Raw genomic sequence first — 26,375 nt, 5'->3', positions numbered from 1 at the left:
TCCTCACCCCACCATCCGCGACTGGAACAGCCCGTCCGGATCGAAGCTCGCCTTTACCCGCGCCTGAAGCATCACGACCGCCTCGGCCTGCGGCTGGAACGTCTCGGTCGCCGCCAGCACCTCCGGCCGCGCGCGCAGCAGCGTCGCGTGTCCGCCGCCAACGGCCTTGACGTAGCGGCGCAGGAGTTCCGCCTCGGGATCGGCCTCCATGCGCAACCAGACGAGGCCGCCCTGCCAGTCGTAGAAGACATCGACGCCGGCTTCGAGGCGGAGCGCGGCGACGAGCTGCTGGCCGGCGAGCGGCGCGACGGAGACGCGCCAGAGCGGGCGCGGTGTGCCGTCGGCATAGGGCGCGCCGTCGCGAATCTCGCGCCAGAGGCGGCGCGAGACCTCCCCTTCCAGCCGCGTGACGGCGCCGAAGCCGGCCATGGCGGCCGCAAGCTTTTCCGCGCGGACAGCGACCGAGGCGGCAAGCCCTTCGAGGCGCAGCACGGTGGCGGCGCCATCCGGCAGCGCGCCGCCGGCAATGCGGCCGCACACGCTTTCAGGAAGGTGGGCGGCGCCCGATACCTCGACGGACATCGACATGGCCGTCGCCATGGCGGCGGCGGCTTCCGCATCGTTGAGGTTCGAGACGACGAGCGTGACGGCGGTTTCCGGCACCGGCAGAAGCCGGAAGGTGACCTCCGTCATGAGCGCCAGCGAGCCATGCGAGCCGGCGAGCAACTTCACGAGATCGAGGCCGGTGACGTTCTTCATCACCCGCCCGCCCGCTTTGACGATCTCGCCTTTGCCGTTGACGAAGCGCACGCCGAGCAGGCTGTCGCGCGCTGCGCCGGCCGTAAAGCGCCGCGGGCCGGAGGCATTGGTGGCGAAGACGCCGCCGATGGTCGGCAGGCCCGACGTGCCGAGCACGCCGCGCAGGTCGTTCGGCTCGAAGGCGAGCATCTGGCGCTTTTCGGCAAGGGCGGCTTCCACCACCTCCAGCGGCGTGCCTGCGCGGGCCGTCATGGTCATTTCCGCCGGGTTGTAGGCGACGATGCCGGAAAGGCCGCGCGTCGAGAGCACGTCCGCGCCTTCGGGCGCCGGATGCAGGCTGCGCGTGCCGCCGCCGCGAATGACGAGGGGCGTCTTCGAGAGGGCGGCGACCTGGACGAGGCGCGCGGCGGCCTCTTCGGAAAGCGGTTCGTGGATCGGCGTCATGCGGCGGGGCGCCCTTCGAGCGGGAAGACCTTGGAGGGATTGAGCAGCCATTGCGGATCGAAGGCGGCGCGCACGGCCATCTGCTGGGCAAGGTCGGCCTCGGCATATTGATGGCGCATCAGGTCGCGCTTCTCGATGCCGACGCCATGCTCGCCGGTGAGGCAGCCGCCGGCATCGACGCAGAGCTTCAGGATATCGTTGCCCGCCGCCTCGGCGCGCGCGGCATCCTCCGGATCGTTGGCGTTGAAGAGGATGAGGGGATGCATGTTGCCGTCGCCGGCATGGAAGACATTGGCGACGCGCAGGCCGTATCTGGCGACGATCTCCGCCGTGCCGCGCAGCACATAGGGAAGCTGGCCGAGCGGCACCGTGCCGTCCATGCAGATATAGTCGGCGATGCGGCCCGTGGCGCCGAAGGCGGACTTGCGGCCCTTCCAGATCAGCGCCGCCTCGGTGGCGGACTGGCTTTCCTTGACGACCTTGACGCCGTGCCGGCCGGCGATCTCGATGATGCTGGCGAGCATCGCGTCCATCTCCGCCTCGGAGCCCTCGACCTCGACGATCAGCAGCGCCTCGACATCCATCGGATAGCCGGCATGGGCGAAGGCCTCGCAGATCTCGATGGCCGGCTTGTCCATGAACTCGATGGCGACGGGGATGATGCCGGCGCCGATGACGTCGGCGACGCAGGCGCCCGCCTCCTCCGATGTGTCGAAGCCGAAGAGCACCGGGCGCGCGCCCTCGGGCCTTGCGATCAGGCGCACCGTCGCCTCCGTGACGACGCCGAGCTGGCCCTCGCCGCCGCAGACCACGCCGAGAAGGTCGAGCCCGCCGGCGTCGAGCGCCTTGCCGCCGAGCTCGACGATGGTGCCGTCGATCAGCACCAGCTTGACGCCGAGCAGGTTGTTGGTCGTCACGCCGTATTTCAGGCAATGCGCGCCGCCGGAATTCATGCCGATATTGCCGCCGATGGTACAGGCGAGCTGCGAGCTCGGATCGGGCGCGTAGAAATAGCCGTCGGCGGAGACGGCATCGGAAATCGAGAGGTTCGTGACGCCGGCCTGCACCGTGGCGGTGCGGTTGGCGTAGTCCACTTCGAGAATCTGCGCCATCTTGGAAAGGCCGACGACCACCGCGTCCTCCTGCGGGATCGCCCCGCCGGCAAGCGAGGTGCCCGCCCCGCGCGGCACCACCGGCACGCCGTAGCGATGACAGTATTTGAGGACCGCTGCCACCTGCTGGGTCGTTTCCGGCAGGGCGACGGCGAGCGGCAGGCGGCGATAGGAGACGAAGGCGTCCGTCTCGAACGGAACCAGCTCGCGCGGCTCATGCACGAGACAGCCTTCCGGCAGGAGATCGAGAAGATCGGCGACGATCTCGCGACGGCGCGACAGCACCGCCGGACGCGGCTCCAGGAACTCTATCTGATCCATTCCGTGCCTCTTCTCGCCTGTTTCCTGCGGCTTTCGCCGGGCAGGAACGTCGGGCGCTTCCGCCCATATCCCCAAGTGGTCCATTTTCTTTACCACCTTGTCCCGGCCAGTGCAAACCCATGCCGTCGCCACCGCCCGCCCGAGAGAGAGGTGGATCGCGCCGCGATCGCATTGACCGTCTGTGACACGAATGCGACAGTCGCCCGGACCGGAGTCGACGCCCCGCGCGCGCCTTCGATCGGCAGGCATGAGGAGGAAAGCATGCGCAAATCGTTCACGGCCGTCTCGGCCCTTCTGCTGCTCGCGGGCTCCGCCTTCGCCGAAGACGTGTCGAACCTCAATCCCGGCATCACGACATCCGAGCTTCTGGCGACCGCGCCGGTGCACTGGGTTTCCGTGGAGCAGGTCGAGGCTTCGCTGGAGGGAGAAGCTCCCATGGCGGTCGGCTTCGACGTGGACGATACGGTGCTCTATTCCAGCCCCTGCTTCTACTACGGCAAGATGAAGTATTCCCCGGCCTCGGACGAATATCTCGACATGGATGCCTTCTGGACGGACATCCACACCAACAATTGCGACCAGTATTCCATTCCGAAGGAGGTCGCGCGCAAGCTGATCGACATGCATACAGCGCGCGGCGACGAGATCTTCTTCATCACCGGCCGCACCCGCGGCAGCGGCGGCGAGACGCTGACCGGTGCCATCAAGAAGGCCTTCGGCATCGAGAAGATGAACGACGTCGTCTTCACCGCCTCGTCGGAAAACAAGGTGGAATTCCTGAAAGACCACAAGCTGAAGATCTATTACGGTGACGCCGATAGCGACATGAAGGCGGCGCTCGCGGCCGGCATCCGGCCGATCCGCGTCATGCGGGCGCAGAACTCGACCTACAAGCCGGAGCCGAAGAACGGCAAGTTCGGCGAGGAAGTCATCGCCAATTCCACCAATTGAACCGCAGGTGACGGAGACGGCGCGTGACAAATCTCGGCGATCTTGAAATCTTCTCCCGCGTCATCGCCATGGGCAGCATGTCGGCGGCGGGGCGGGCCCTCGGCCTTTCCCCCGCCGTCGTCTCCAAGCGCGTGAAACGGCTGGAGGAGCGGCTCGGCACCCGCCTCTTCCAGCGCACGACGCGGCAGATCTCGCTGACCGAGGCCGGGCAGGGCTTCTACGAGCGCATCGTCGGTATCCTCTCGGGCATCGAGGAGGCGGAAGCCTTCGTTTCCGGCCGCTCCGGCGCGGTGCGCGGCTCGCTGCGCATCTCCGCGCCGACCTCGTTCGGCCGCATGCATATCGCGCCCCATCTCAAGGGCTTCATGGACAGCTATCCCGAGCTGGTGGTCAACCTCGTCCTCACCGACGACTTCTCCGACATCGTCGGCGGCGGCTTCGATCTTGCGATCCGCATCGGGGAACTGTCGGATTCCTCGCTCGTCGCGCGCCGGCTCGCGCCGGTGCGGCGCGTGCTCTGCGCATCGCCCGACTATCTTGCCCGCCACGGCACGCCGGCCTCGATCGAGGACCTCGCGCATCATGTCTGCCTGCCGCCGCACACGCAGGACGCCTGGCGGCTGGAGGGTCCGGAAGGCAGCATCACCTACCGTCCGCACGGGCCGCTCTATACCAATTCCAGCGAAGTCGTGACCGAGGCCGTGCTCTCCGGTCTGGGCATCGCGCTGCGCTCGACCTGGGATGTCGGCCCGGCGCTAAGGAGCGGCGGACTGCGGCAGGTGTTGCCGGGCTACGAGGGCTCGCGCAACGTGGTGCTGTCGGCAGTCTATCCGAGCCGGCAGTTCCTGCCGGTCAAGGTGCGGCTCTTCATCGACTATCTCGCCGAGCTCTACGGCCACCAGCCCTATTGGGAGCATTGAGGCCGAAAGGCCGCCGCTTCCCCTCAGTGCCGGTCCTCTTCCGCATGGCGGTGGCGGATGGCGCGCACGAGCAGCCACATGCCGAATATGACGAACGGCACGGCGATGCCCGTCAGCGTCTCCGGCTTGATCGGCAGGCCGAGGCCGTGCGCCGCCTTCGCCACATAGCCGAAGAGCCCCACGACATAGTAGGAGATCGCCGCCACCGACAGGCCCTCGACGGTCTGTTGCAGGCGAAGCTGCAATTTCGCACGGCGGTCCATGGAGTTGAGCAGCGTCGAATTGAGCTGTTCCAGCTCCACGTCGATCCAGCTTCGAAGCAGGGCCGTGGCGCGGGCGAGCTTGCGCGACAGGTTCGCCTGCCGCTCCTCGACGGACTGACAGGTGCGCATGGCCGGCGCCAGCCGGCGCTCCAGGAAGAAGCCGAGCGTCTCGTAGCCCGGCACCGCCGTCTCGGCCAGCGTGCGGATACGCTCCTGCACGATGCCGTAATAGGCGCGGCTCGCGCCGAAGCGGTAGAGGCTGAGCGCGGCATTGGCCTCCAGCTCGGCGGCAAGGCGGGTGATCTCGGTGAGCAGCTCGTCGGCCTTGTCGCGGGCGTGCTGCTTCATGGCATTGGTGATGCCGGTCAGCCCGTCCTCGATGCGGCGGATATCGGGCGAGAGCGACTGGGCGAGCGGCAGGCCCATCATGGCGAGCGTGCGGTAGGTCTCGATGTCGAGCAGGCGCTGGACGAGCGCGCCGCGCCCGGCCTCCGTCATGCCGCGGTCGATGACAAGGATCTGCGTCAGCCCGTCGCCGTCCTGGCGGAAGTCGGTGAGGACGACGCCCTGGCCGTTCTTGATCTCGCTGTAACAGAGGCTCGTCGGATCGAAGGCGGAGATCGCCTCGCGGGTTTCGGGCGAATCCGGCCGGATTTCGAGGCGGATGCCGGAGATCAGCGTGCCGGGCGGCGAGAAGCTGTCGCCGAAAGGATGGACGGGCACCTCGCCGCCGAACTTTTCCGGCACGGGCGCATCCCAGAAATAGGTCGAGAACTCGGTATGGCGCTCCCAGCGCAGCGTCCCCTGCCCCCAGCTCAGCGCGTGGTGGCTGGAATCGCGGCCGGGCGGCGAGATGCCGCGCGAGCGCGACAGCTCCGCCATGACGGCATGGTCGACCGCCGAGCCGCCCTCCGTGAGGAACGCGAGCTGGAAGATGACGCGCGGCGACGGCACCAGCGCATACGGTCTTGCGTGAATTTCCCCGAGCGCCTGCGCACGCGCGGTCGCCTGCGGAAAGGCGAAACTGCCCTTAGCCATGCCTGCACCTTCCCCTCATGTGCAACAGCATAGTCTTAACAAATGTCAGGGATACTGAGATAGGGCGCATTGACGCAGGTCCACAGGCATGAAGTGGACAAGATTGTTGACCAGTTTCCGCCCGCATTGGTAGTGTCGCAGCGTGACCGACACCGCCTTCGACCTTTTCGCCCGCATCAGCCATAGCCGGACCTCGGACGAGGTCGTGCGGCAGATCGAGCTTCTGTTGCTCGAAGGGATCTTGCGCGACGGCGACCGGCTGCCCGGCGAGCGGGAGCTTTCCAAACGCCTCGACGTCTCCCGCCCGATCCTGCGCGAGGCGCTGAAGGAGCTGGAGAACCGCGGCCTGCTGATCAGCCAGCACGGCGGCGGCACCTATGTCGCCGACATCATCGGCCAGGTCTTCTCGCGCCCCGTCGTCGACCTCATCGCCCGCCACCAGCGGGCGACGGAGGACTATATCGAATACCGCCGGGAGCTGGAGGGCATCACCGCGGAGCTCGCCGCGCGCCGCGCGACCGAATACGACCGGCAGATGCTGACCCGCATCATGAAGGCGATGCGCGCGGCCCATGCCGGCAGCTCCTTCGATGCAGAGCTCGAAACCGACGTGGAGCTGCACAACGCCATCGGCGAGGCGGCGCACAATATCGTGCTGCTGCACACGCTGCGCGCCTGCTACCGGCTCCTGGCGCAGGGGATCTTTTTCCACCGCCACCTCGTTTTCTCCTCGGAGGAAGCGCGCGGACATCTGCTTGCCCAGCACGAGGCGATCTATTCCGCCATCATGGCGGGCGACGGACAGGGCGCGCGGCAGGCCGCCCAGGCGCATATGGACTATATCGCCGCCGCGATCAGGGAAGCCGAGCGCAGCGGGGAATGGCAGAGGATTTCCCAGCTGCGCATGCAAAAGCGCGGCCTTCCCCCACAAGCCTGACTTGCGCCGCAAATCTCGCGCAAGCAAGATGGCCGATAACGACTCAGAGCACGCTTCCCGGCGGGAGGCCGGCAAGAGGAATGAAGAAGACCTTGAACATTCTCAACCGCATCGCCAGTGACGTCCATCTCATGTTCCGCAGGCCCGTGCGCGAACAATATGGCGCGCTGTGCTATCGGGTGAAGAAGAAGAGTCCGACGGTCGAAGTCCTCCTCATCACCAGCCGCGACACCGGCCGCTGGATCATTCCGAAGGGCTGGCCGATGGACGGCAAGACGGCCGCGGCGGCGGCCGCGCGCGAGGCCTGGGAAGAGGCCGGTGTGAAGGGCGCCATCAGCGACGAGCCGGTCGGCAGCTATCATTATCTGAAGGGGCTCGCCGGCGGGATGAAGGTCGATTGCCGGGTGCGGGTTTTCCCGCTCGTCGTCGACGACGTCTGCAAGAACTTTCCGGAAAAGGGCGAGCGCCGCGCCGAATGGGTCGACTGTGCGGAAGCCGCCAACCGCGTGCAGGAGCCGGGTCTCAAGACGCTGCTCCTCGCCTTCGAGCGAAAAATCCTCTCCGAGATCGCGGCCATCCCCAAAAACGGCCCGCCGGACGCCTGAAAAGCCCCTGCCGGGCCGTTGTCATATTGCCGACGAAGCCCTGAGACGATAGTGCGAGGGGCTTTGAAACGGAGCAGCATGAATGGCGAATTCTCAGGTCCAGCTTCGCAAGCCGACGCTGGACAAGGATCTTGAAAAACTCACCTATACCGAACAGGCCACGCAGTTCGTGCTGCGCTCCTGGGCGGGCGTGGGGATTTCGCTCGTCTTCCTGCTGATCGCCATGGTCGTCGCCAGCACCTTCGCCACCGGCACCGCGGGCGTTCTGGTCATCGCCGTCACCGCCGCCCTTGCCGCCTACATGGCCATGAATATCGGCGCCAACGACGTGACGAACAATGTCGGCGCGGCCGTCGGCGCGCGCGCCATGAGCATGGGCGTCGCCCTCGTCATCGCCGCGGTCTTCGAGATCGCCGGGGCGCTTCTGGCCGGCCAGGGCGTGGCGCAGACGGTCGCCTCCGGCATCGTCGACCGCTCGGCCTTCCCGAACCCCGAGACCTTCGCCTGGGCCATGATGGCCGCCCTCGTCTCGGCGGCGATCTGGATCAATATCGCGACGCTAGCCAATGCGCCGATCTCCACCACCCACGCCATCGTCGGCGGCGTCATCGGCGCGGGCGCCGCGGCGAGCGGCTTCCATACCGTCCAGTGGGACGCCATCGCCGTCATCGTCATAAGCTGGACCGTCTCGCCGATCCTCGGCGGGGTGATCGCTGCGGCCTTCCTCTATTTCATCAAGGAAACCATCATCTACCGCGAGGACAAGATCGCGGCGGCGAAGACCTGGGTGCCGGTGCTCGTCGCACTGATGGCCGGCGCCTTCGCGGCCTTCCTCGCAAATGGCGGCACAACCGGCTCCTTCGGCCTTTCCTTCCGCGACGCGATGCTGATCGGTCTCGGCTTTGCCGTCCTCACCTATGTCGTCACCCGACCCATCGTCCGCCGCCATGCGGAGGGTCTCGACAACCGCAACCAGTCGCTGCGCACGCTCTTCCGCATTCCGCTGATCTGTTCGGCCGCGCTCCTCTCCTTCGCGCATGGTGCCAACGACGTCTCCAACGCCGTCGGGCCGCTCTACGGCGTGGTCTCGGCGCTGCGCTCCGGCGTATCCGGCGAGGGGTCCGCCATCCCGCTCTGGGTGATGGTCATCGGCGCCGTCGGCATCTCGCTCGGCCTGCTGCTCTTCGGCCCGCGCCTCATCCGCATCGTCGGCAGCGAGATCACCAAGCTCAACCCGATGCGCGCCTTCTGCGTGGCGCTCTCCTCGGCCGTCGCGGTGCTGACCGCCTCCGCCTTCGCCATCCCCGTCTCCTCGACGCATATCGCCGTCGGCGCGGTCTTTGGCGTCGGTCTCTTCCGCGAATGGTACACGCGCAATTCCGGCCGCCGCATCGACTATATCCGCAGCCGCGGCAACCAGGTCGCGCCGGAGCAGCCGCCGGTCAACACGGACGAGACGCGCCGGCGCTATCTCGTGCGCCGCTCGCATTTCATGACGATCGTCTCGGCCTGGATCGTGACGCTGCCCGTCTCGGCGATCCTCTCCGCCCTCGTCTTCCTTACCCTCCACACGCTTTTCAGCTGAGACACGTCATGCGCGCCAATTACCGGATGCAGCGCCTCTTCACCGCTGACGCCCTTGCGGCGGGCGTGGCCGTGGAGGCGTCGAAAGAGCATTTCCACTACCTGACGAACGTGCTGCGCATGGCCGAGGGCGATGCCGTGCTGCTCTTCAACGGACGCGACGGCGAATGGCACGCGACGCTTTCCTTCCCGACGCGCAAGCGCCTCCTCTTCACGCTGGTCGAGCAGACCCGGCCGCAGCCCGAGCCATCGAACCTTCACTATCTTTTCGCACCGCTGAAAGTCGGACGGCTCGACTATCTGGTGCAGAAGGCGGTCGAGATGGGGGCCGGCGTGCTCCAGCCCGTCATGACCCAGCATGTGCAGGGCAAGATCACCAGCCTGGAACGGCTGGAGGCCAATGCCGTCGAGGCGGCCGAGCAATGCGGCATCCTCTCGATCCCGCAGGTTGCCGCGCCGCGCAAGCTCGAAGATCTGCTTGCCGACTGGCCGCGGGAGCGGCGGATCGTCTTCTGCGACGAGGGCCATGGCAGCCAGAACCCACTGCCGGTTCTGCAGAAGATCGAGGAGCGCAGGCTCGCCCTGCTCGTCGGGCCGGAAGGCGGCTTTTCGGACAGTGAGCGCACGCTCTTGCGCAGCCTCGATTTCGTGACGCCCATCCCGCTCGGCCCGCGCATCCTGCGGGCCGACACGGCCGCGGTGGCGGCGATGGCCATCATCCAGGCGGCGATCGGCGACTGGCGATAGCCGGACTTGCACAAAAGCAAGAAAATCCACGCCCGTGAAAAAGTCGATTGGGTTTTTTTGAATCTGCCTTGAAAGGAATTCGCTTGCACCGCATCTAATTCCGGTTCAAGCACCCTCCCAGGCCCAGCGTTCTGCCGGGCGCCATCCGTTCAGAAGAAGACGCCCATGGCCCGTGACACCACCGACCAGACGCCCATCCGCTCCGTCGCGGACATGGCCGAGTATCTTGCCGACGGCTGCAAGCCGAAGGAAAAGTTCCGCATCGGCACCGAGCACGAGAAATTCGTCTTCTTTACGGCGGACAACAGCCCCGTCCCCTATTTTGGCGAGGCGAGCATTTCGGCGCTTCTCAACGGCATGCAGGCCAAGACCGGCTGGGAGCCGATCATGGACGCCGGCAACATCATCGGCCTTGCCGAACCCTCCGGCATGGGCGCCATCTCGCTGGAGCCCGGCGGCCAGTTCGAGCTTTCCGGCGCGCCGCTGGAAAACCTGCACCAGACCTGCAAGGAATCCAACCAGCACCTCGCGACGCTGCGCGAGATCGCCGAACCGCTCGGCATCCGCTTCCTCGGCATGGGCGGCAGCCCCAAATGGACCTTCGCGGAAACCCCGCGCATGCCCAAGAGCCGCTACGACATCATGACCCGCTACATGCCCAAGGTCGGCACCAAGGGTCTCGACATGATGTATCGCACCTGCACGATCCAGGTGAATCTCGACTTCTCCAGCGAAACCGACATGCGCCGCAAGATGCAGGTGTCGCTGAAGCTGCAATCCATGGCGACCGCGCTCTTCGCCTCCTCGCCCTTCACCGACGGCAAGCCGAACGGCCTGCTTTCCTGGCGCGGCGACATCTGGCGCGACACGGACAACAACCGCGCCGGCCTTATTCCCTTCGCCTTCGCGCCCGATTTCGGCTTTGCGGGCTATGTCGAATGGGCGCTCGACGTGCCGATGTATTTCGTCGTTCGCGACGGCAAGTATCACGACTGCACGCACGTCACCTTCCGCCAGTTCATGGCGGGCGCCCTCAAGGGCGAGATCGCCGACTACGAGCCGAATCTCGGCGACTGGACGAACCATCTTTCCACCCTCTTCCCCGATGTGCGCCTCAAGCGCTTCCTCGAAATGCGTGGCGCGGACGGCGGTCCCTGGCGGCGCATCTGTGCGCTGCCGGCCTTCTGGGTGGGGCTGCTCTACGACGACGGCGCGCTCGACGCGGCCGAAGCGCTGACGCGCGACTGGACGGTCGAGGAAGTCACGGCGCTGCGCAATGCCGTGCCGGCCGAGGGCCTCAGGGCCGATTTCCGCGGCAAGCCGCTGCTCGATGTCGCCCGCGAAGTCGTGTCGATCTCCCGCCAGGGCCTCGCCGCCCGCGCCCGCACCAATGGCGACGGCGTGGACGAGACGATCTTCCTCGCGCCGCTCGACGAGGTGCTGGCCAAGAAGGCGACGCTCGCGGAAGACATGCTGGCGCTCTACAACGGCCGCTGGAACGGCTCCGTCGAGCCGGTCTTTTCCGAATACCAGTACTGAGTCCGACCCCAAGAAAGCTGTTTGCGCGGCCGAAATTCCCGTTATAGTGCAGGCACATGCTTGGTAATGGGCCTGCCAGTGGGCCTGCCGGCGGGAAAGGGTCTGCCATGCTTTCGCTCTACGACATGATGATGCAGGCGCAGAACGGCCATGCCGTCGACCTGATGGCGCGGCAGTTCGGGCTGGCGCAGGAGCAGGCCGTCAAGGCCGTCGCCGCGCTGATGCCGGCCTTTTCCGAGGGCTTCAAGCGCAACGCCGCCAATCCCTACGACCTCGCCGCCTTCATGAAGGCGCTGACGACGGGCGAGCATGCCAAATATTTCGAGGACATGGGCAAGGCCTTCACGCCGCAGGGCCTTGCCGAGGGCAACGGCATTCTCGGCCATCTCTTCGGCAGCAAGGACGTCTCCCGCGCCATCGCCGCGCAGGCGGCGCAGATGACCGGCATCGGCCAGGAGATCTACAAGCAGTTGCTGCCCGTCATGGCGAGTACGCTGATGGGCGGGATCTTCAAGCAGTCGCTCGCGCCCTTCTTCCCCGGTGCGGATACCGGCAAGGCGTCCGCCAATCCCTTTGCCGACATGATGCAGCAATGGGCCGAGGCGACGGGCCTTGCGAAGAAGCCGGAACCGGCGAACCCCTTCGCCGACAATCCCTTCGTGCAGGCCGCGCAGGACTTCTTCGGCGGCAGGAAGGAAGCGCCGGCCAATCCCTTCACCGACAACCCCTTCGCGAAAGCCTTCCAGGACATGATGGCGGGCATGGCCGGCCAGCCGGCGGCCGAAAAGCCGAGCGCGCCGGATGCCTCGCCCGCCGATTCGCTGAAGAGCCTCGTCAACACGATGTTCGACACGGGGCTCGAGATGCAGAAGGACTACCAGCGCAACATCGAGACGATCTTCGAGACCATGCGCGGCGGCGTGGAGCCGGACGGCGGCAAGAAGGCCTGACGATCAGGCCGCCGCCGCGCGCTCCCTCTCCGCCTCGACCGGCACGTTGAAGCGCTCGACGATCGCCGCGAGCGAGCGCGTATCGCCCGCAAGCCCGGACATGCCGGCCGCCGTCTGCGAGACGGCCTGACGGTTCTGCGCCGTCACCTGCTCCATCTCGGCCATCGACCGGCTGATATCGCCGAGGCTGGAAGACTGCTGGTTGGCGGCTGCGGCGATCGAATGGATATGGTCGTTGATGCGGGCGACCTGCCCGGCAATGCCGGACAGCGCCTCGCCCGTCTGCTGCACGAGATCGACGCCCTTCGCCACCTCGACGCCGGACTTGGTGATCAGCGCCTTTATGTCCTTTGCGGCATTCGCCGAGCGCTGGGCAAGTTCGCGCACCTCCTGCGCGACGACGGCAAAGCCCTTGCCCGCCTCGCCTGCCCGCGCCGCCTCGACGCCGGCATTGAGCGCCAGAAGGTTCGTCTGGAAGGCGATCTCGTCGATGACGTTGATGATGCTGGAAATCTCGCGCGAGGCGCCCTCGATGCGCTCCATGGCCGCGACCGCATCGGAAACGACGCCGCTCGACTGGTCGGTGCTGGCCTTCGCCTCCGTCGCCATGCGGGAGGCCTCGCCGGCCCGGGCCGTGGAGTTGCGGATCGCCTCCATCATCTGGCCGACGGCCTCGGTCGTGCGCTCCAGCGCCGCCACCTGGCTTTCGGTGCGCTCGGCGATATCGCGGGCGGCGGCATCGACATGGGCGACCTTGCCGTCGATCGAGCGCGCATTGCCGGAGACGGCGGCGATGGTTTCGGCAAGGCGCCGGACGGAGGTGTTGAAGTCGACACGCAGCTCGTCAAGCCCTTCGGCGAAGGCATGGCCGATGACGGTGGAGAGGTCGCCGGCCGAAAGACGCTCCAGCGCGGTGCCGAGCGTGCCGACGGCCTCCTGCACCTGGCGCTGCTGCGCGGCCTTGGCGGCTTCCTGCGCCTGCTGCTCGCGGGCGGCATGGTCGCGCGCCTCGGTGCTGGAACGCTCCAGCGCCGCCTTTTCCAGCGCGGCGGTGCGGAAGACGGCGACCGAGCGCACCATGTCGCCGATCTCGTCGGCGCGGTTTTCCTTCGGAAGCGCAATATCGGTATTGCCGGCGGCCAGCGCGGTCATCGCCTCGACGAGCTGGTGGATCGGCCGGGTCAGCGCGCGCGAGAAGATCGTCGCCGCGAGGATGGCGAGACCGATGATCGCGGCGGTCAGGCCGAGTACGATCAGCGTGCCGCGCATCAGGCCCGCCGTCGCTTCCGCGCGGGTGATCTTGGCGATGACCGACCAGTCCGCCCCGCCGAAGGAGAGCGGCGATCCGGCGGCATAGAGCTCCGTGCCGGCCGCGTCAGTGATGATGCCATGGGCCTCGCTGCCGACCGGCAGGTTGGCGATGTCGAGGCGGACCTTCAGCGCGTCGGGCTCCGGCGTGCGGGCGGAATCGGTCAACACCGTGCCGTCGGCGCGCACCAGCACCGTTTCGCCCGTCTCGCCGAGGCCCTTGCTGTTGCCGAAGATGGCATCGATCTTGGCGTTCGGCACGCGGATCGCCATGATGCCGAGCGTGCGGCCGTTCATGGTGATGGGCGCGGCGAGGAAGGCCGCCGGCGCGCCGCCGAGCGCGGCATATTCGGAAAAGTCGGAAAAGACGATCGTCCCCGCATCCTTGAGCGCCATCGCATCCTTGAAGGCTGCGGCGAGCCCGCTTTCCTTGTAGGGGCCGTCGAGGAGGTTCGTGCCGAAATCCTCTGCCTTCGCGACGGAATAGAGCACGTTGCCCTTCGGATCGATCATGTAGAGATCGGCATAGCCCTGCGATTCCAGATGCTTGCGGAAGGTGACATGGTACTGCTTGTGCGAGCGGTCGAAATTGTCCTTCTTCGCCGTGTCCAACAGGTAGCGCTCGGCCGGCGGGTTCGGGTTGTTGGCGATGTAGCGGTCGTGCAGTTCCTTCGCCGGATCCTTGCCGAGCGCGCCCCAGGCGCCGGCGAAACCGTAGAAGGCTTGGGTGGTCGGCATGGCGGTGGAAAGGCTGATGAGGTCGAGCTTCATGCCCTCCAGATAGGTCCGCGCCTCGTTGCGGCGCCCGTCGGCGGTCGCCTCCAGCTTCTGCATCACCTGCCGGGTCACGGTCTCCGCGCTGACGATCAGCGACACGGCGCTGGCGGCGCCGATGGAAAGAAGCGTGAGCACGGCAGCGGCAAGGGGCAGTTTACGCGAAATGCGCATGGCGATCCGTCCGAGGGCTAGAGCTGGGTCCGGCTCATCCGGAAGGCAGACGGCGTCATGCCCGCGGAACGGCTCCGCGGCTGCCATGGCAACGGTAGCCGAGGGTGGTTTACCTAAGGTAAAGCGGATTTTCGGGAAATAGCCCTTTGAAAAAGCCCGACGCGGACCTTGGGAGTCGCACGCCGGGCAAGCGGCAGGGTTATTGGCTCTCACCCTGCGGGGAAGTCAGGAACCGTCCGGGAGGGAAGGACGGCGCCGGAGGAAATCAGTCCGAGCGACCCTGGCGCACATGGCGGCGGGCACGCTCGCGCGCCACGATCGTCAGATGCAAGCCGGCATCGGAGAAGAAGGAGGCCGAACGGACGGCCTGGACGTCGCTGCGGCACAGGCCCATGTCGAAGAGCTGGTGGTCGTCGAGCTCGCTCAGCCGGTTGATCGCGCGGCGGTTCTGCCATGCACGAGCAAATCTGGCGGCGGCGTTGCGGACATGGACAAGAAGGCCGGAGACCTGGCGACGTTTCGCCGGTGCCTCGATTTCCATTCTGCGGTCGATCATGCGCATGGCATTTCTCCTTTCCGGCTCCGCGCACCATCGTCCTTCGATGGGGCCCGCGCGGCACCTGTGATCGTTCGCCGCCCGCAGGGTACGGGTGACGGTGAGGGGGAACTGGACTGCAAGAAGAGCCGCCGGCCGGGAGGTCTGGGCGAAGCGGCAGATCCTGTCGGCAATGGCTGGCGGACAAGCCATCGTTCGACAATCGCTTTTTCGCAGAAAGACATTGATCAGTCCAACGAATGTTTCTAATACTATCAATCAAACAATCTTATGAGTAACGTTATGTCCGCTCCGTTAGACATCGACCAGCTCCAGACCTTCGTTGCGATCGCGGATACCGGAAGTTTCACGCGGGCGGCGGATCGGGTCTTCAAGACCCAGTCGGCCGTGTCCATGCAGATGCGACGGCTCGAAGAGCGTATCGGCAAGCAGCTTTTCATGAAGGACGGGCGCGGCAACAGGCTGACGGCCGAGGGCGAGCGCCTGCTCAACTTCGCCCGCCGGATGCTGCGCCTCAACAACGAGGCCATCGCCGCCTTCGACGACAACCGCCTCGAGGGCATGCTGCGCATCGGCACGCCGGACGACTATGCCGACCGCTACATGCCCGAGATCATCATGCGCTTTGCCAAGACGCATCCGAATGTCGAGCTCTATATCGTGTGCGAACCCTCCGTCGACCTTGCCGAGAAGATGGCCAAGGGCGAACTCGACATCGCGCTCGTCACGCACAATCCGCGCCAGCGCCAGTCCGACGTGGTGCGGACGGAGCCGCTCTGCTGGGTCATGTCGGCCAATCATCCGCTGCCGGAGAACGCGCCGGTGCCGCTCGCCGTCGGCCGGCGGGACTGCCAGTGGCGGCAGATCGCCTGCGCCGCGCTCGATTCGGTCGGGCGCGACTACCAGGTGCTGTTCACGAGCTGGTCCTCCACCGTCGTCGCCGCCGCCGTCATGGCGGGCATGGCGGTTTCGGTTCTGCCGGAATCGGCGCTGCGCCCCGGCATGAAGGTGCTGACGCAGGCGGACGGCTTTCCGCCGCTCGCGCCCGTGCAGATCGGCATCATGCGGCGGCCGGGCCTTTCGCCTTCGCTCTCCAACGCCATCACCAGCCATATCACCGCCTGTCTCGACAACATCACGCCGCTGACGGCGGCCGATGACCTGCCGGAAGCGGAAGTGAAGGTCTTCCCGCGCCTCGCGCGGCTGAGGCCGGGACAGATCCTGCCGGGATGGTGACACTCATTCCTCTGGACGGCATCCCCGCAGGCAAGGCCGGGCCGTCCAGGGTGACGGTACGGCCCGCCCGCGAAGACGAAATCGAGACGCTACGCCGGATCGAGCGGTCGGCCGCGCAGGCCTTCCGCCTCATCGAGGCCTTCTCCTGGCTGGCGATCGGCGATGTGCAGAGCGCCGAGCGGCACCACGACCTCATCGGCAAGGGCACGAACTGGGTCGCGGCCGCCGACGGCGACCAGCCCGTCGGCTTCCTGAGCGCCGAGGTCGTCGGGTCCGAACTGCATATCTGGGAGATTTCCGTCGATCACCTGCACCAGGGTTTCGGCATCGGCCGCCGGCTGATCCGCCATGCTGTCGAGCAGGCGGCGGAACGCGGCCTTGCGGCCGTGACGCTGACGACCTTCCGCACCATTCCGTGGAACTGCCCGTTCTACGAGCGGCTGGGCTTCGAGACGCTCGACGAGGCAGCGCTTCCGGCGCGCCTCGACGCGGTGCTCGACGAGGAATCCAAACACGGCCTGCCGCGCGACACGCGCTGCGCCATGCGGCTGACAGTCAAGGACTAGCCGACATACTTCTTCAGGAACGCCACCGTGCGCTGCCAGGCAAGGTCGGCGGCCGCCTTGTCGTAGCGGGCAGCGGAGGTGTCGTTGTTGAAGGCGTGGTTGACACCGTCATAGACGTGGATCTCGAAGGTCTTGCCGTTCGCCTCCAGCGCCTTGCGATAGGCATCGATGCCGGCATTGATGCGCTCGTCGAGGCCGGCATAGTGCAGCAGCAGGGCCGCCTTGATGTTCGGCACCGCCTCGGCCGACGGCTGCGCGCCATAATAGGCGACGGCCGCCTTCAGCTCCGGCGATGCCGTCGCGAAGCGGTTGACGAGGCCGCCACCCCAGCAGAAGCCGATGGCGCCGACCTTGCCGTTCGCGCCGTCGAGCTTTGCCAGGAACTGCAGGCTCGCCTCCGCATTGGCGGCCGTGGCCGCCGGATCGAGCTTGCCGATCATGTCGCGCGCCTGATCCTCGTCGTCCGGCGTGCCGCCCGAGGGCGAGAGGAAATCAGGGGCGAGCGCAATGAAGCCTTCCAGCGCCATGCGCCGCGCGACGTCGCGGATATGCGGATTGAGGCCGCGGTTCTCGTGGATGACGATGACGGTGCCGAGCGGCCCGGTCGCCGCCTTCGGGCGCACGAGATAGCCCTTCATCTCGCCCGAGCTGCCACCATAGACGACATCCTTCGCCGAAAGGCGCTCGTCGTCGGAGGCGATCATCTCGGCGCTCGCGGAATTGGCGGCAAGCAGCGGCGCGATGGCGGCCGCCGCGGCGCCGGAGCCCGCAAGCGCCGTCAGCCGCTCCATGAAGCGGCGGCGGTCGAGCGTCAGGTGGGTGTATTCGTCATAGGCGTCGATCATCGCCTGCGTGATCTGCGTCCTGTCCATGGCGGATCCTCCGGGTTTTCGGCCAGAAGGACAAGATAGGCCCCGCGCGCCGGCGCGCCCAACACAACTGCGTTACCGGGGATCAGGTCAGCGCCAGCCAGACGGCGAGCCAGAGCCAGAGCATCATCGCGACCAGCAGGCTGGCGATGAACAGCGGGCGGCGGTAGCGCAGGCGGTTCGAGGTGACATGCACATAGGCATGCGCGTAGCGCAGCGCCACGAAGAGCCAGCCGCCGACGACCGTCACCGGATTGTCGGCATCGACGAGGTAGAGGAGGATGCTCACCGCATAGAACAGCACCGGCAGCTCGAACTGGTTGGCGATAGCGTTCTTGACGACGAGGCTTTCGGCCGGCTCGTCCCGGTTCTCGCGGAACTGCTCGGCCTTGGCACGGCCGTCCCTGACAGCGCCGACGCGGCGGGTCGAGAGCAGGATATAGAGGCCGAAAATGAGCGCGGCATGCGCGATCATCGGCCAGATCGTGGCTTCCGTGGGAGACATGGGGAACCTTCGGCTTGCGTTTCAGCCACCTGCATAAGTGTTTCCGGCGAAAGCCTCAACCGGAAAGGCTGCCGTGCCGCAAGCCGAAGGAAAACGCGCCCTCCTATTGCGGCGTCAGCGTTTCGCTGCCGGAGCCGTCCTTGCCGCTGATCGTCCAGGCCCCTTCCAGCGACCCGTCGCCCTTGGCTTCGTAGACGATGAGGCCGACGGCATCGCCCAGCACATAGGCGGCCGCGAAGGCATTGTCGTAGAGCATGCAGATGCCGTTCGACGTGGTCGAGCCGGTGTGCCATTCGATCGAGCAGGTCGTCTCGCTGGTCAGCTCGATGGTCGCCGTGCCGCCATAGGCCGAACCGTCGAGATTGGTGCCCTCGACGGTGTAGGTGCCGGCATTGACGGTCTGCGCCTGCGCAGGCACGACGAGACCCAGGCCCAGCAGGGCGCCAGCCAAAATCGTCTTCATGATGTTCCCCCGATAGCCGGCGAGATTGCCGGCATTTCATCCTATGCAGACGAACGGAAAAACGAAACGGGAGTGGCACCCCGCCAAACGAAAATGCCCGGCAAAAGCCGGGCATTCCGCAAAGGTCGTGTCGGGATCGGCCGATCAGACGGCGCCCGGATAGTTCGGGCTTTCGCGGGTGATCGTCACGTCATGGGCGTGGCTTTCGCGCAGGCCCGCGCCGGAGATGCGCACGAAGGTGGCGCGCTCCTGGTATTCCTTGATGTCCTTGCCGCCGACATAGCCCATGGAGGCCTTGAGGCCGCCGGCGAGCTGGTGCAGCACGCCCGAGACCGGGCCCTTATAGGGCACCTGGCCCTCGATGCCTTCCGGCACGAGCTTCAGCGTGTCGCGCACTTCCGCCTGGAAGTAGCGGTCGGCCGAGCCACGCGCCATCGCCCCGACGGAGCCCATGCCGCGATAGGCCTTGAAGGAGCGACCCTGGTAGAGGAAGACCTCGCCCGGGCTCTCGTCCGTACCGGCGAGCAGCGAGCCGACCATGACGGCGGAAGCGCCGGCGGCGATCGCCTTGGCAAGGTCGCCCGAGAACTTGATGCCACCGTCGGCAATGACCGGAATGTCCGATGCCTGCGCCGCCTCGACGGAGGACATGATAGCGGCGAGCTGCGGCACGCCGACGCCGGCGACGATGCGGGTGGTGCAGATCGAGCCCGGACCGATGCCGACCTTGACGGCATCCGCACCCGCATCGATGAGCGCCCGGGTGCCGTCGGCCGTCGCGACGTTGCCGGCCATGACGCGGACCGAGTTCGACAGCTTCTTCACGCGGGTCACCGCATCGAGCACGCGCTGCGAATGGCCGTGCGCCGTATCGACGACGATGAGGTCGACGCCGGCATCGATGAGGCGCTCGGCGCGCTCGAAGCCGTCATCGCCGACGGAGATGGCGGCGGCGGCGCGAAGGCGGCCCTGCGCATCCTTGGAGGCGTTGGGATTGAGCTGCGACTTCTCGATGTCCTTCACCGTGATGAGGCCGACGCAGCGGCCGTCGCCGTCGATCACCAGCAGCTTCTCGATGCGGTGACGGTGCAGCAGGCGCTTGGCCTCCTGCTGGTCGACATTCTCCTTCACCGTGATGAGGTTCTCACGGGTCATCAGCTCGTAGATCTTCTGGGTCGGGTCGGAGGCGAAGCGCACGTCGCGGTTCGTCAGGATGCCGACGAGGCGGCCGGCTTTGGCATTGCCGCCGTTCTCGACGACCGGGATGCCGGAAATGCCGTGCGCCTTCATCAGCGACAGCGCGTCGGCGAGCGACGCATCGGGGCCGATCGTCACCGGGTTGACGACCATGCCGCTCTCGAACTTCTTGACCTGGCGGACTTCCTCGGCCTGCTCGGCGGGCGTCAGGTTGCGGTGGATGACGCCGAGGCCGCCGGCCTGGGCCATCGCGATGGCAAGGCGGCCTTCCGTGACCGTGTCCATCGCGGAGGAGAGGATCGGCAGGTTCAGCTCGAAATCGTGGGCGATGCGGGTCGCGATGTTCGTCTGGCCCGGCATGACCTCGGAGTGACCGGGCTGCAGGAGAACGTCGTCGAAGGTCAGGGCTTCGAGACCGGTTGCCGTTTCAATGATGCGCGCCATAGGCCAAGTTCCTTCAGTGTAATAGCAGGCTGCCCAGGGAGGACATTGGGAGTTGTCCACCTCGGTCGCTTGCAAGAAATTCTTGGAAGTTGGCGAGGGCTGGTAACACGTTCATGACGGATTGGGAATAGCAAAAAGCCGGCAATCGGTTTCGGGGCCTGCTTCTGAACAGGCGCCGCCGCCCCTCATCCGCCTGCCGGCATCGTCTCCCCGCATGCGGGGAGAAGGCAGATGTTGCACGGCATTGCCCCAAGTCCCTTCTCCCCGCTTGCGGGGAGAAGGTCGCGGCAGCGGGATGAGGGGCTTTTGCCTCCACCGCTCGAGCTGGAGACATCCGTGGCTCACCACCGCGGTCGACATCTCAAACGTCGAACTGATAGCTCACCGGCACGAAGCGATAGCCCTCGCCCGCCTTTTCCACGAAGCCGGCAGCGGGGAAGGGCATGTGGTAGCCGATGAAGGGGAGCCTGTCGGTCGCGATCATGTCGAAGACGCGCTTGCGGGTCGCCGCCGCCGCGGCCTTGTCCATGTCGAAGCGAACCTCCCAGTCCGGCCGCTGGAGCGAGAGCACGAAATGGTTCGCCGTGTCGGCCGTCAGCATCAGGGCCCTTCCCTCCGATTCGACGCGGAAGATCATGTGGCCGGGCGAATGGCCGAAGGCATCGAGCCCGGTGACGCCGGGCACCACCTCGCCCTCGTTCTCGATGAAGGTGAGCTTTTCGGCCAGCGGCTGGACCTTGGAGAGGACACCCTGGTGGCCCTGCTCGGCGGGCGTTCCCATGCGCTCCGGATTGACCCAGAAATCATATTCCGTGCGGCCGGTGACGTAGCGGGCATTGGGAAAGGCCGGCTTGCCGCCTTCCATTAGCCCGCCGATATGGTCGCCATGCATATGGGTGAGGACGACGACGGAGATCTGGTCCAGCGTATAACCGGCATATTTCAACCCTTCCAGCAGCCGCCCCATGCCGGCGCTGCGCCCGCCCTCGCCCATGCCGGTATCGAACAGCACGACCTCCGCGCCCGTATCGACGAGCGTCGGCGTGAAGCTGTTCACGAAGGTGTCGGCGGGCAGGAAATTCTCCGTGAGCAGGGCGGCGACGGCCTCGGCGGGCTGGCCGATGCCATAGGTCTCGCTCGGCGCGCCCGAAGGGCGGATGCCGTCGCGCACAGTGAGGATGCGGAAGCTGCCGAGCTTCATGCTGCGCGTTTCGATGGGGCTCGCTCTCATGTCGGTCGTGTCCGTCTCAGTCTGGGCAAGGGCGGCGCGGTTCAGCACCAGGGGCGCGGCCAATGTGCCGACGCCGGCGGCGAGAAACAAGGATCGGCGCGAGATCGTCGAAGGGTCTCCCATGGTATCGTCTCCGGTCAGGTGTTGCCTGGGCTCAGGACCCCGGCGGCAGGATGCCATGGCCCGATCTAGGGCGCGGTCACGATGCAGTCCCGCCCCATCACGGGGTTGTGATGGCCAGGAGAGGCCGCCGCGATTTGACAGATGCCGGCAACGGGCGCAGAAGACGGTGCCCGCGCAAGCGCCTGCCGTTTCCTGCCATTTCGCAAAAAGCGCCCATCTTATTTTTCTCACAATTGCGGACGCAAAACCGCTGCACATTTCTGCTGGAATTGCTCCAGAACCAGTATCGCGATCTGCCGATGAACCGTATCGTTCCCCTCATCCTTGCCGTCGCGCTCTTCATGGAGCAGATGGACTCCACCGTCATCGCCACCTCGCTGCCGGCCATCGCCGCCGATCTTGGCGTCGGGCCGATCACGCTGAAGCTGGCGCTGACCTCCTACATGGTGTCGCTCGCGACCTTCATTCCGCTGAGCGGCTGGATGGCGGACCGCTTCGGGGCAAAGCGCATCTTCCGCTTCGCCATCCTCGTTTTCGTCGCCGGCTCCATTCTCTGTGCGGTGGCGAACAGCCTCGTCGCCTTCGTCGTCGCCCGCTTCCTCCAGGGCATGGGCGGGGCGATGATGACGCCCGTCGCGCGCCTCGTGCTGGTGCGCAGCACCTCGCGCTCCGAGCTCGTCTCGGCAATGGCGCTGCTGACGATCCCGGCGCTCGTCGGCCCGCTGGCGGGCCCGCCGCTCGGCGGCTTCATCACCACCTATTTCTCCTGGCACTGGATCTTCCTCATCAACGTGCCGGTCGGCATCGTCGGCTATGTCCTCTCGGGCATCTACCTGCCGGAGATCCGCGCCGCCGCCCCGCCGCCGCTCGACTGGGCGGGCTTCTTCCTCAGCGCCGTCGCCGCCTCCGGCACGATGTTCGGCCTCTCCGTTGTCAGCCTGCCGGCACTGCCGCCGATCATCGGCATCGTCGCCACCGCCGTCGGCCTTCTGTGCGGCGTGCTCTACGTCCGCCATGCGCGGCGCCATCCGACGCCGCTGCTCGACCTGAAACTCTTCCGCGACAGCGCCTTCCGCGCCGCCTCCATCGGCGGCACGCTGTTCCGCATCTCCGTCGGCGCGGTGCCCTTCCTGATGCCGCTGATGCTGCAGGTCGGCTTCGGGCTTTCGCCCTTCCAGTCCGGCCTCGTCACCTTCACGGGCGCCATCGGGGCGATCACCACCAAGTTCGTCGCAAGGCGCGTGCTCACGCTTGCCGGCTTCCGCACGACGCTGATCGTCGCCAGCATCTGCGGCGCGGCGCTGACCTTCGTCAACGGCCTCTTCACGCCCGCGACGCCCTTCTGGTTCATGGCCGGCGTGCTGCTCATCGCCGGCTTTGCCCGATCCTTCTTCTTCACCAGCGTGAACGCGCTGTCCTTCGCCGACATTCCCGACGTCGACGCCAGCAAGGCGACCTCGATGAGCGCGGTGCTCCAGCAGATCAGTCTGGCGCTCGGCGTCGCGGTGGCCGGCGCCATCCTCGAGATCGAGACATCGCTCACCGGCTCGCCGCTGGAACTGCGCGACTTCCAGATCGCCTTCATGGTGATTTCGGTGCTGACGCTTGCCGCCGTCCTACCCTTCATCGCCATGGCGAAGAATGCGGGCTCGACCGTCTCGGGCCACCGCATGGCGGGCCGGGAGGAAGACGCGGTGACGGTGAAATGACGAGGCGTGGAGGATAAGCCCCTCACCTGCCTGCCGGCATCCTCTCCCCGCAAGCGGGGCGAGGAGCGCTGGGCGCATCGTTTTCCTGCATCTTGAGCCTTGGGGGAAAACGGTGCGACACCCCCCTTCTCCCCGCCTGCGGGGAGAAGGTCCCGGCAGCGGAATGAGGAACGCCCCCGCCTCAAGAAATCAAATCATTCCGGCTTTTCGCAGACAGCCGCCAGCTTGTTGCCGTCATGGTCGCGCACGAAGGCCGCATAGAAGCTGGCATGAAAGGGCCGCAGGCCCGGCGCGCCCTCGTCCGTACCACCGGCAGCGAGCGCTGCAGCGTGGAATGCGTCGACAGCCGCACGGTTCGGGGCGACAAGGGCGATGGTGACGCCGTTGCCGAAGGTGGCCGGCTCGCGGTTGAAGGGCTCCACGACCCAGAAGCGGCAGCGCACGTCGCCATCCGCCGCATAGCCGATCTCGCCCGTCGCTTCCTTCTGCCTTGCATAACCGAGCGGCAGCAGGACCGTATCGTAGAAGCGACCGGCGCGGACAAGATCATTGGTGCCGACCGTGGTGTAGAGAAGCATCAGGCTTCCTCGTTTTCTTCCGCCGCCTCATCCTTCGCCTTGCGGCCCTTGAAGCCCTTGGCGAGCAGGAACATTTCCACCGACTCGGCGCGCGAAGCGCCCGGCTTCACATGGATGACCTGCCTGAAATTCTGCTTGAGCATGTTGAGAAGCTCGCGCTCCGTGCCGCCCTGGAAGGTTTTGGCGAGGAAATGCCCGCCCTCGGCCAGCACCTCGACGGCGAAATGCGCGGCGACCTCGCACAGATGCATGGTGCGCAGATGGTCCGTCTGGCGGTGGCCGGTGGTCGGCGCCGCCATGTCGGAAATGACGAGATTCGGCGTGCCGCCGACGGCCTCGATGAGCTTTTGCGGTGCATCGGGATCAAGGAAGTCCATCTGCAGGATGTGCACGCCCGGCAGCGGGTCCATCTCCAGGAAGTCGATGGCCGCGACGCGCGGGTCCGTATCCGTCGAGCCCGTCACCTTGGCGGCGATCTGCGACCAGCTTCCGGGCGCCGCGCCAAGGTCGATGATGCGCCGGGCGCCGCCGAGGATGTTGTGCTTCTCGTCGATCTCCAGCAGCTTGAAGGCCGCGCGGGCGCGATAACCCTCCAGCTTGGCGCGCTGCACATAGGGATCGTTGATATGACGCTCCAGCCAGCGGCGGGAAGAGGCCTTGAGCTTGCCCTTCTTGACCTTCTGGCCGAGCTTGCGGCCGATGGGGGTCTTGGTCATGACGCCTGTCCTTCGGGCTTTGCCGGATTGCGATGGCCACCGCGCTGGTTGCGGCGGTGGCGGCCGCGGCGCCAGACGCCGTCATCGGCCATCATGTCGGTGAGCAGGCCCTCGCGCAAGCCGCGGTCGGCAACGCGCATGCGGCGCGACGGCCAGCGCTTACGGATCGCCTCCAGGATGGCGCAGCCGGCGAGCACGAGGTCCGCCCGGTCCGGCCCGATGCAGGGATTGGCCGCGCGGGCGGAAAAGTCCCAGGAGAGCAGCCGCGCCTGCATGGCCGTGACCTCGTCGTCCGAGAGCCACACGCCGTCGACGCGGCGGCGGTCGTAGCGCGGCAGGTCGAGATGAACGCCCGCCAGCGTCGTCACCGTGCCGGAGGTGCCGATGAGGTGGAAATCCTCCGGTGCATGGACGCTCTCGCCCGGGCAATCGAAATTCGCCAGCATGCCCTCGACTTCCGAGACCATGCCCGCGAAGCTCTCCGGCGTCACGTCCCGTCCGCCATGGCGCTCGGAGAGCGTGACGACGCCCACCGGCAGCGAGGTCCAGTGGGTGATGTGGTTGGCAAGCCGGCTGGAGCGGTTGTCGCCGATGCGGATGACCGCGATTTCCGAGGAGCCGCCGCCGATGTCGAAGAGCACGACGGACTTCGCCTCGCGCCCGACGAGCGAGGAGCAGCCGGAGACCGCAAGCCGCGCTTCCGTCTCGCGGTTGATGATCTCGAGCTCGAGCCCCGTCTCCTGGCGCACGCGCTCCAGAAACATCTCGCCATTATCGGCCGCGCGGCAGGCCTCGGTGGCGATGAGGCGGCTGCGGCGGATATTGCGGTTCTTCAGCTTGGCCGCGCAGATCTTCAGCGCCTCGACGGAGCGGTCCATCGCCTCGTCGGAAAGCCGGCCGCTCGCCGCAAGCCCCTCGCCGAGGCGCACGATCCGCGAAAAGGCATCCACCACCCGGAACTGGCCGGGTCGTGTCGGCTGGGCCACGAGAAGGCGGCAATTGTTGGTGCCCAGGTCGAGCGCGGCGTAGAGCGGCGCGTCGTGATGCTCGCGCTCGGCCGAACGGTGCGGCGGCGCGGCCTCGCGCCGGGGTTCGGCAACGTGCTGCGGCGGGCGTGGCACGGCGCCGGCCTCGATCGGCGGCAGGAGCCCGCCGGCTTCGGCGGTCGCCGGGGCCGGACGCGCCGCGGATTTCCGCCCACGATGCTTGCGGCGCGGCTTGCGGCTATCCGCCTGATCCTGCTGGGGGTCTTCGCGCTGGCCGACGGGCGCGAGCGGGCGCACATTCTCGCCGCCCGGATTCCTGCCGTGCCTGCGACGCTTGTTCCGGCGCGCATTGTTGCCGCTCGTCGCGGCCTGGGGGCGCTCGGCGGGCGCGGACAAACCGGCCGCCTGGCCTGCGGACGGGGAAACGGCAGAGGGACTCATGGCGCCCTTCTGCTTTCCCTTGCGACGGCGCGACCGCTTCGGCCGCCCCGCATTGTCCGCATCTCGCGCCCCGGAAACGGACGGCTTTTCGCCGCTGTCGGGGTCGTTCACTGTACTGCCTATGGCGCCGCGCAAAGCCTTAAGCTGCAAGCAGGCGCTCTCTCGATCTTCGTTGGCGCGACATTACCAGCGCCAGGCCGGTTCGCCAAATTCTTTTTATGACGCGGCGGTAACAGTGCATGCCGAACAGCAGGCCGCAATTTTTTCCAAAAAAAAACATTTGCAACACGCCGCCTTTTGTTTATAAGCCCGCCTCACAGGCACCGGCC

At 66.7% G+C, this 26,375-nt stretch carries 25 protein-coding genes; 12 read left to right on the top strand and 13 right to left on the bottom strand.

What is annotated here, in order from left to right; all coding sequences use genetic code 11:
• Positions 1 to 3 precede the first annotated feature (3 nt).
• Positions 4 to 1,203: an FAD-binding protein gene (locus DSD28_RS00580; RefSeq protein WP_119254412.1), complete on the bottom strand. Its 1,200-nt coding sequence runs from the start codon at positions 1,201 to 1,203 to the stop codon at positions 4 to 6.
• Positions 1,200 to 2,636 carry an FAD-linked oxidase C-terminal domain-containing protein gene (locus DSD28_RS00575; RefSeq protein ID WP_119254411.1) on the bottom strand — a complete coding sequence of 479 codons (1,437 nt, stop codon included), beginning with the start codon at positions 2,634 to 2,636 and terminating at the stop codon, positions 1,200 to 1,202. Before DSD28_RS00575 ends, DSD28_RS00580 begins: the two co-directional genes overlap by 4 nt.
• Before the next feature lie 261 nt (positions 2,637 to 2,897).
• On the opposite strand from DSD28_RS00575, the gene aphA reads away from it, so the two are divergent.
• Both aphA and DSD28_RS00565 read left to right on the top strand, forming a co-directional pair.
• On the top strand, positions 2,898 to 3,587 hold the full coding sequence (gene aphA, locus DSD28_RS00570) for an acid phosphatase AphA (RefSeq protein WP_119254941.1): 690 nt from the start codon (positions 2,898 to 2,900) through the stop codon (positions 3,585 to 3,587).
• A gap of 23 nt (positions 3,588 to 3,610) precedes the next feature.
• Positions 3,611 to 4,507, top strand: coding sequence for a LysR family transcriptional regulator (locus DSD28_RS00565; RefSeq protein WP_119254410.1), 897 nt, complete (start codon positions 3,611 to 3,613; stop codon positions 4,505 to 4,507).
• A 23-nt stretch (positions 4,508 to 4,530) separates the two neighbouring features.
• Here the strand turns inward: DSD28_RS00565 and DSD28_RS00560 are convergent, their stop codons facing one another.
• On the bottom strand, positions 4,531 to 5,808 hold the full coding sequence (locus tag DSD28_RS00560; RefSeq protein WP_119254409.1) for a DUF3422 family protein: 1,278 nt from the start codon (positions 5,806 to 5,808) through the stop codon (positions 4,531 to 4,533).
• Positions 5,809 to 5,950: 142 nt separating this feature from the next.
• On the opposite strand from DSD28_RS00560, the gene DSD28_RS00555 reads away from it, so the two are divergent.
• The 6 genes from DSD28_RS00555 to DSD28_RS00530 all read left to right on the top strand — a co-directional run bounded on the left by DSD28_RS00555 (position 5,951) and on the right by DSD28_RS00530 (position 12,170).
• A complete protein-coding gene (locus DSD28_RS00555) occupies positions 5,951 to 6,745 on the top strand; it encodes a FadR/GntR family transcriptional regulator (RefSeq protein WP_119254408.1) in 795 nt (264 codons plus the stop codon).
• Between the two features lie 92 nt (positions 6,746 to 6,837).
• Complete coding sequence (locus DSD28_RS00550; protein WP_119254940.1) at positions 6,838 to 7,350, top strand: NUDIX hydrolase; 513 nt, start codon at positions 6,838 to 6,840, stop codon at positions 7,348 to 7,350.
• An 82-nt stretch (positions 7,351 to 7,432) separates the two neighbouring features.
• Entirely contained in the window at positions 7,433 to 8,935 is a 1,503-nt protein-coding gene (locus DSD28_RS00545) for an inorganic phosphate transporter (RefSeq protein ID WP_119254407.1), read from the top strand.
• 8 nt (positions 8,936 to 8,943) lie between these two features.
• Positions 8,944 to 9,681, top strand: coding sequence for a 16S rRNA (uracil(1498)-N(3))-methyltransferase (locus DSD28_RS00540; protein WP_119254406.1), 738 nt, complete (start codon positions 8,944 to 8,946; stop codon positions 9,679 to 9,681).
• Between the two features lie 165 nt (positions 9,682 to 9,846).
• Positions 9,847 to 11,220, top strand: coding sequence for a glutamate--cysteine ligase (locus DSD28_RS00535; protein WP_119254405.1), 1,374 nt, complete (start codon positions 9,847 to 9,849; stop codon positions 11,218 to 11,220).
• Between the two features lie 107 nt (positions 11,221 to 11,327).
• The gene (locus tag DSD28_RS00530; protein WP_119254404.1) at positions 11,328 to 12,170 is read left to right on the top strand and encodes a DUF937 domain-containing protein; all 843 of its coding nucleotides are present in this window, start codon (positions 11,328 to 11,330) and stop codon (positions 12,168 to 12,170) included.
• Between the two features lie 3 nt (positions 12,171 to 12,173).
• On the opposite strand, the gene DSD28_RS00525 is transcribed toward DSD28_RS00530, so the two are convergent.
• Positions 12,174 to 14,426, bottom strand: coding sequence for a methyl-accepting chemotaxis protein (locus DSD28_RS00525; protein WP_162911162.1), 2,253 nt, complete (start codon positions 14,424 to 14,426; stop codon positions 12,174 to 12,176).
• Between the two features lie 265 nt (positions 14,427 to 14,691).
• Complete coding sequence (locus DSD28_RS25710; RefSeq protein WP_162911161.1) at positions 14,692 to 14,988, bottom strand: DUF1127 domain-containing protein; 297 nt, start codon at positions 14,986 to 14,988, stop codon at positions 14,692 to 14,694.
• Between the two features lie 276 nt (positions 14,989 to 15,264).
• Between DSD28_RS25710 and DSD28_RS00515 the strand changes: the two genes are divergently transcribed.
• Positions 15,265 to 16,218: a LysR substrate-binding domain-containing protein gene (locus DSD28_RS00515; protein ID WP_119254401.1), complete on the top strand. Its 954-nt coding sequence runs from the start codon at positions 15,265 to 15,267 to the stop codon at positions 16,216 to 16,218.
• Entirely contained in the window at positions 16,212 to 16,784 is a 573-nt protein-coding gene (locus DSD28_RS00510; RefSeq protein WP_119254400.1) for a GNAT family N-acetyltransferase, read from the top strand. The genes DSD28_RS00515 and DSD28_RS00510 overlap by 7 nt, the downstream gene beginning before the upstream one ends.
• Here DSD28_RS00510 and DSD28_RS00505 read toward each other — a convergent pair.
• The 5 genes from DSD28_RS00505 to DSD28_RS00480 form a co-directional block, all read right to left on the bottom strand.
• Positions 16,781 to 17,656 (bottom strand): dienelactone hydrolase family protein, encoded by an 876-nt coding sequence (locus DSD28_RS00505; protein ID WP_119254399.1) that lies wholly within the window; start codon positions 17,654 to 17,656, stop codon positions 16,781 to 16,783. The genes DSD28_RS00510 and DSD28_RS00505 overlap by 4 nt on opposite strands.
• Before the next feature lie 82 nt (positions 17,657 to 17,738).
• Entirely contained in the window at positions 17,739 to 18,158 is a 420-nt protein-coding gene (locus DSD28_RS00500) for an MAPEG family protein (protein WP_119254398.1), read from the bottom strand.
• Positions 18,159 to 18,261: 103 nt separating this feature from the next.
• Positions 18,262 to 18,621 (bottom strand): hypothetical protein, encoded by a 360-nt coding sequence (locus DSD28_RS00495; protein WP_119254397.1) that lies wholly within the window; start codon positions 18,619 to 18,621, stop codon positions 18,262 to 18,264.
• A gap of 144 nt (positions 18,622 to 18,765) precedes the next feature.
• A complete protein-coding gene (guaB, locus tag DSD28_RS00490) occupies positions 18,766 to 20,262 on the bottom strand; it encodes an IMP dehydrogenase (protein WP_119254396.1) in 1,497 nt (498 codons plus the stop codon).
• A gap of 361 nt (positions 20,263 to 20,623) precedes the next feature.
• The gene (locus DSD28_RS00480) at positions 20,624 to 21,616 is read right to left on the bottom strand and encodes an MBL fold metallo-hydrolase (RefSeq protein WP_119254394.1); all 993 of its coding nucleotides are present in this window, start codon (positions 21,614 to 21,616) and stop codon (positions 20,624 to 20,626) included.
• Between the two features lie 299 nt (positions 21,617 to 21,915).
• On the opposite strand from DSD28_RS00480, the gene DSD28_RS00475 reads away from it, so the two are divergent.
• On the top strand, positions 21,916 to 23,325 hold the full coding sequence (locus DSD28_RS00475) for a DHA2 family efflux MFS transporter permease subunit (protein ID WP_119254939.1): 1,410 nt from the start codon (positions 21,916 to 21,918) through the stop codon (positions 23,323 to 23,325).
• A gap of 194 nt (positions 23,326 to 23,519) precedes the next feature.
• Here DSD28_RS00475 and DSD28_RS00470 read toward each other — a convergent pair whose 3' ends face one another.
• From DSD28_RS00470 to DSD28_RS00460, 3 genes are read right to left on the bottom strand one after another with little or no spacing between them, the layout of a single operon-like run.
• Entirely contained in the window at positions 23,520 to 23,903 is a 384-nt protein-coding gene (locus DSD28_RS00470) for a VOC family protein (RefSeq protein WP_119254393.1), read from the bottom strand.
• The gene (locus DSD28_RS00465) at positions 23,903 to 24,619 is read right to left on the bottom strand and encodes an RlmE family RNA methyltransferase (RefSeq protein WP_119254392.1); all 717 of its coding nucleotides are present in this window, start codon (positions 24,617 to 24,619) and stop codon (positions 23,903 to 23,905) included. Before DSD28_RS00465 ends, DSD28_RS00470 begins: the two co-directional genes overlap by 1 nt.
• Positions 24,616 to 26,157, bottom strand: coding sequence for a Ppx/GppA phosphatase family protein (locus tag DSD28_RS00460; RefSeq protein ID WP_432430827.1), 1,542 nt, complete (start codon positions 26,155 to 26,157; stop codon positions 24,616 to 24,618). Before DSD28_RS00460 ends, DSD28_RS00465 begins: the two co-directional genes overlap by 4 nt.
• Between DSD28_RS00460 and DSD28_RS25705 the strand changes: the two genes are divergently transcribed.
• Positions 26,045 to 26,353 (top strand): hypothetical protein, encoded by a 309-nt coding sequence (locus tag DSD28_RS25705; protein ID WP_162911160.1) that lies wholly within the window; start codon positions 26,045 to 26,047, stop codon positions 26,351 to 26,353. The genes DSD28_RS00460 and DSD28_RS25705 overlap by 113 nt on opposite strands.
• Positions 26,354 to 26,375 lie beyond the last annotated feature (22 nt).

The organism is Shinella zoogloeoides, from assembly GCF_003574625.1.
Taxonomy (GTDB): domain Bacteria; phylum Pseudomonadota; class Alphaproteobacteria; order Rhizobiales; family Rhizobiaceae; genus Shinella; species Shinella zoogloeoides_A.
The sequence above is the reverse complement of the archived record's forward strand: the minus strand, read 5'-3'. Positions and strand labels throughout refer to the sequence as shown.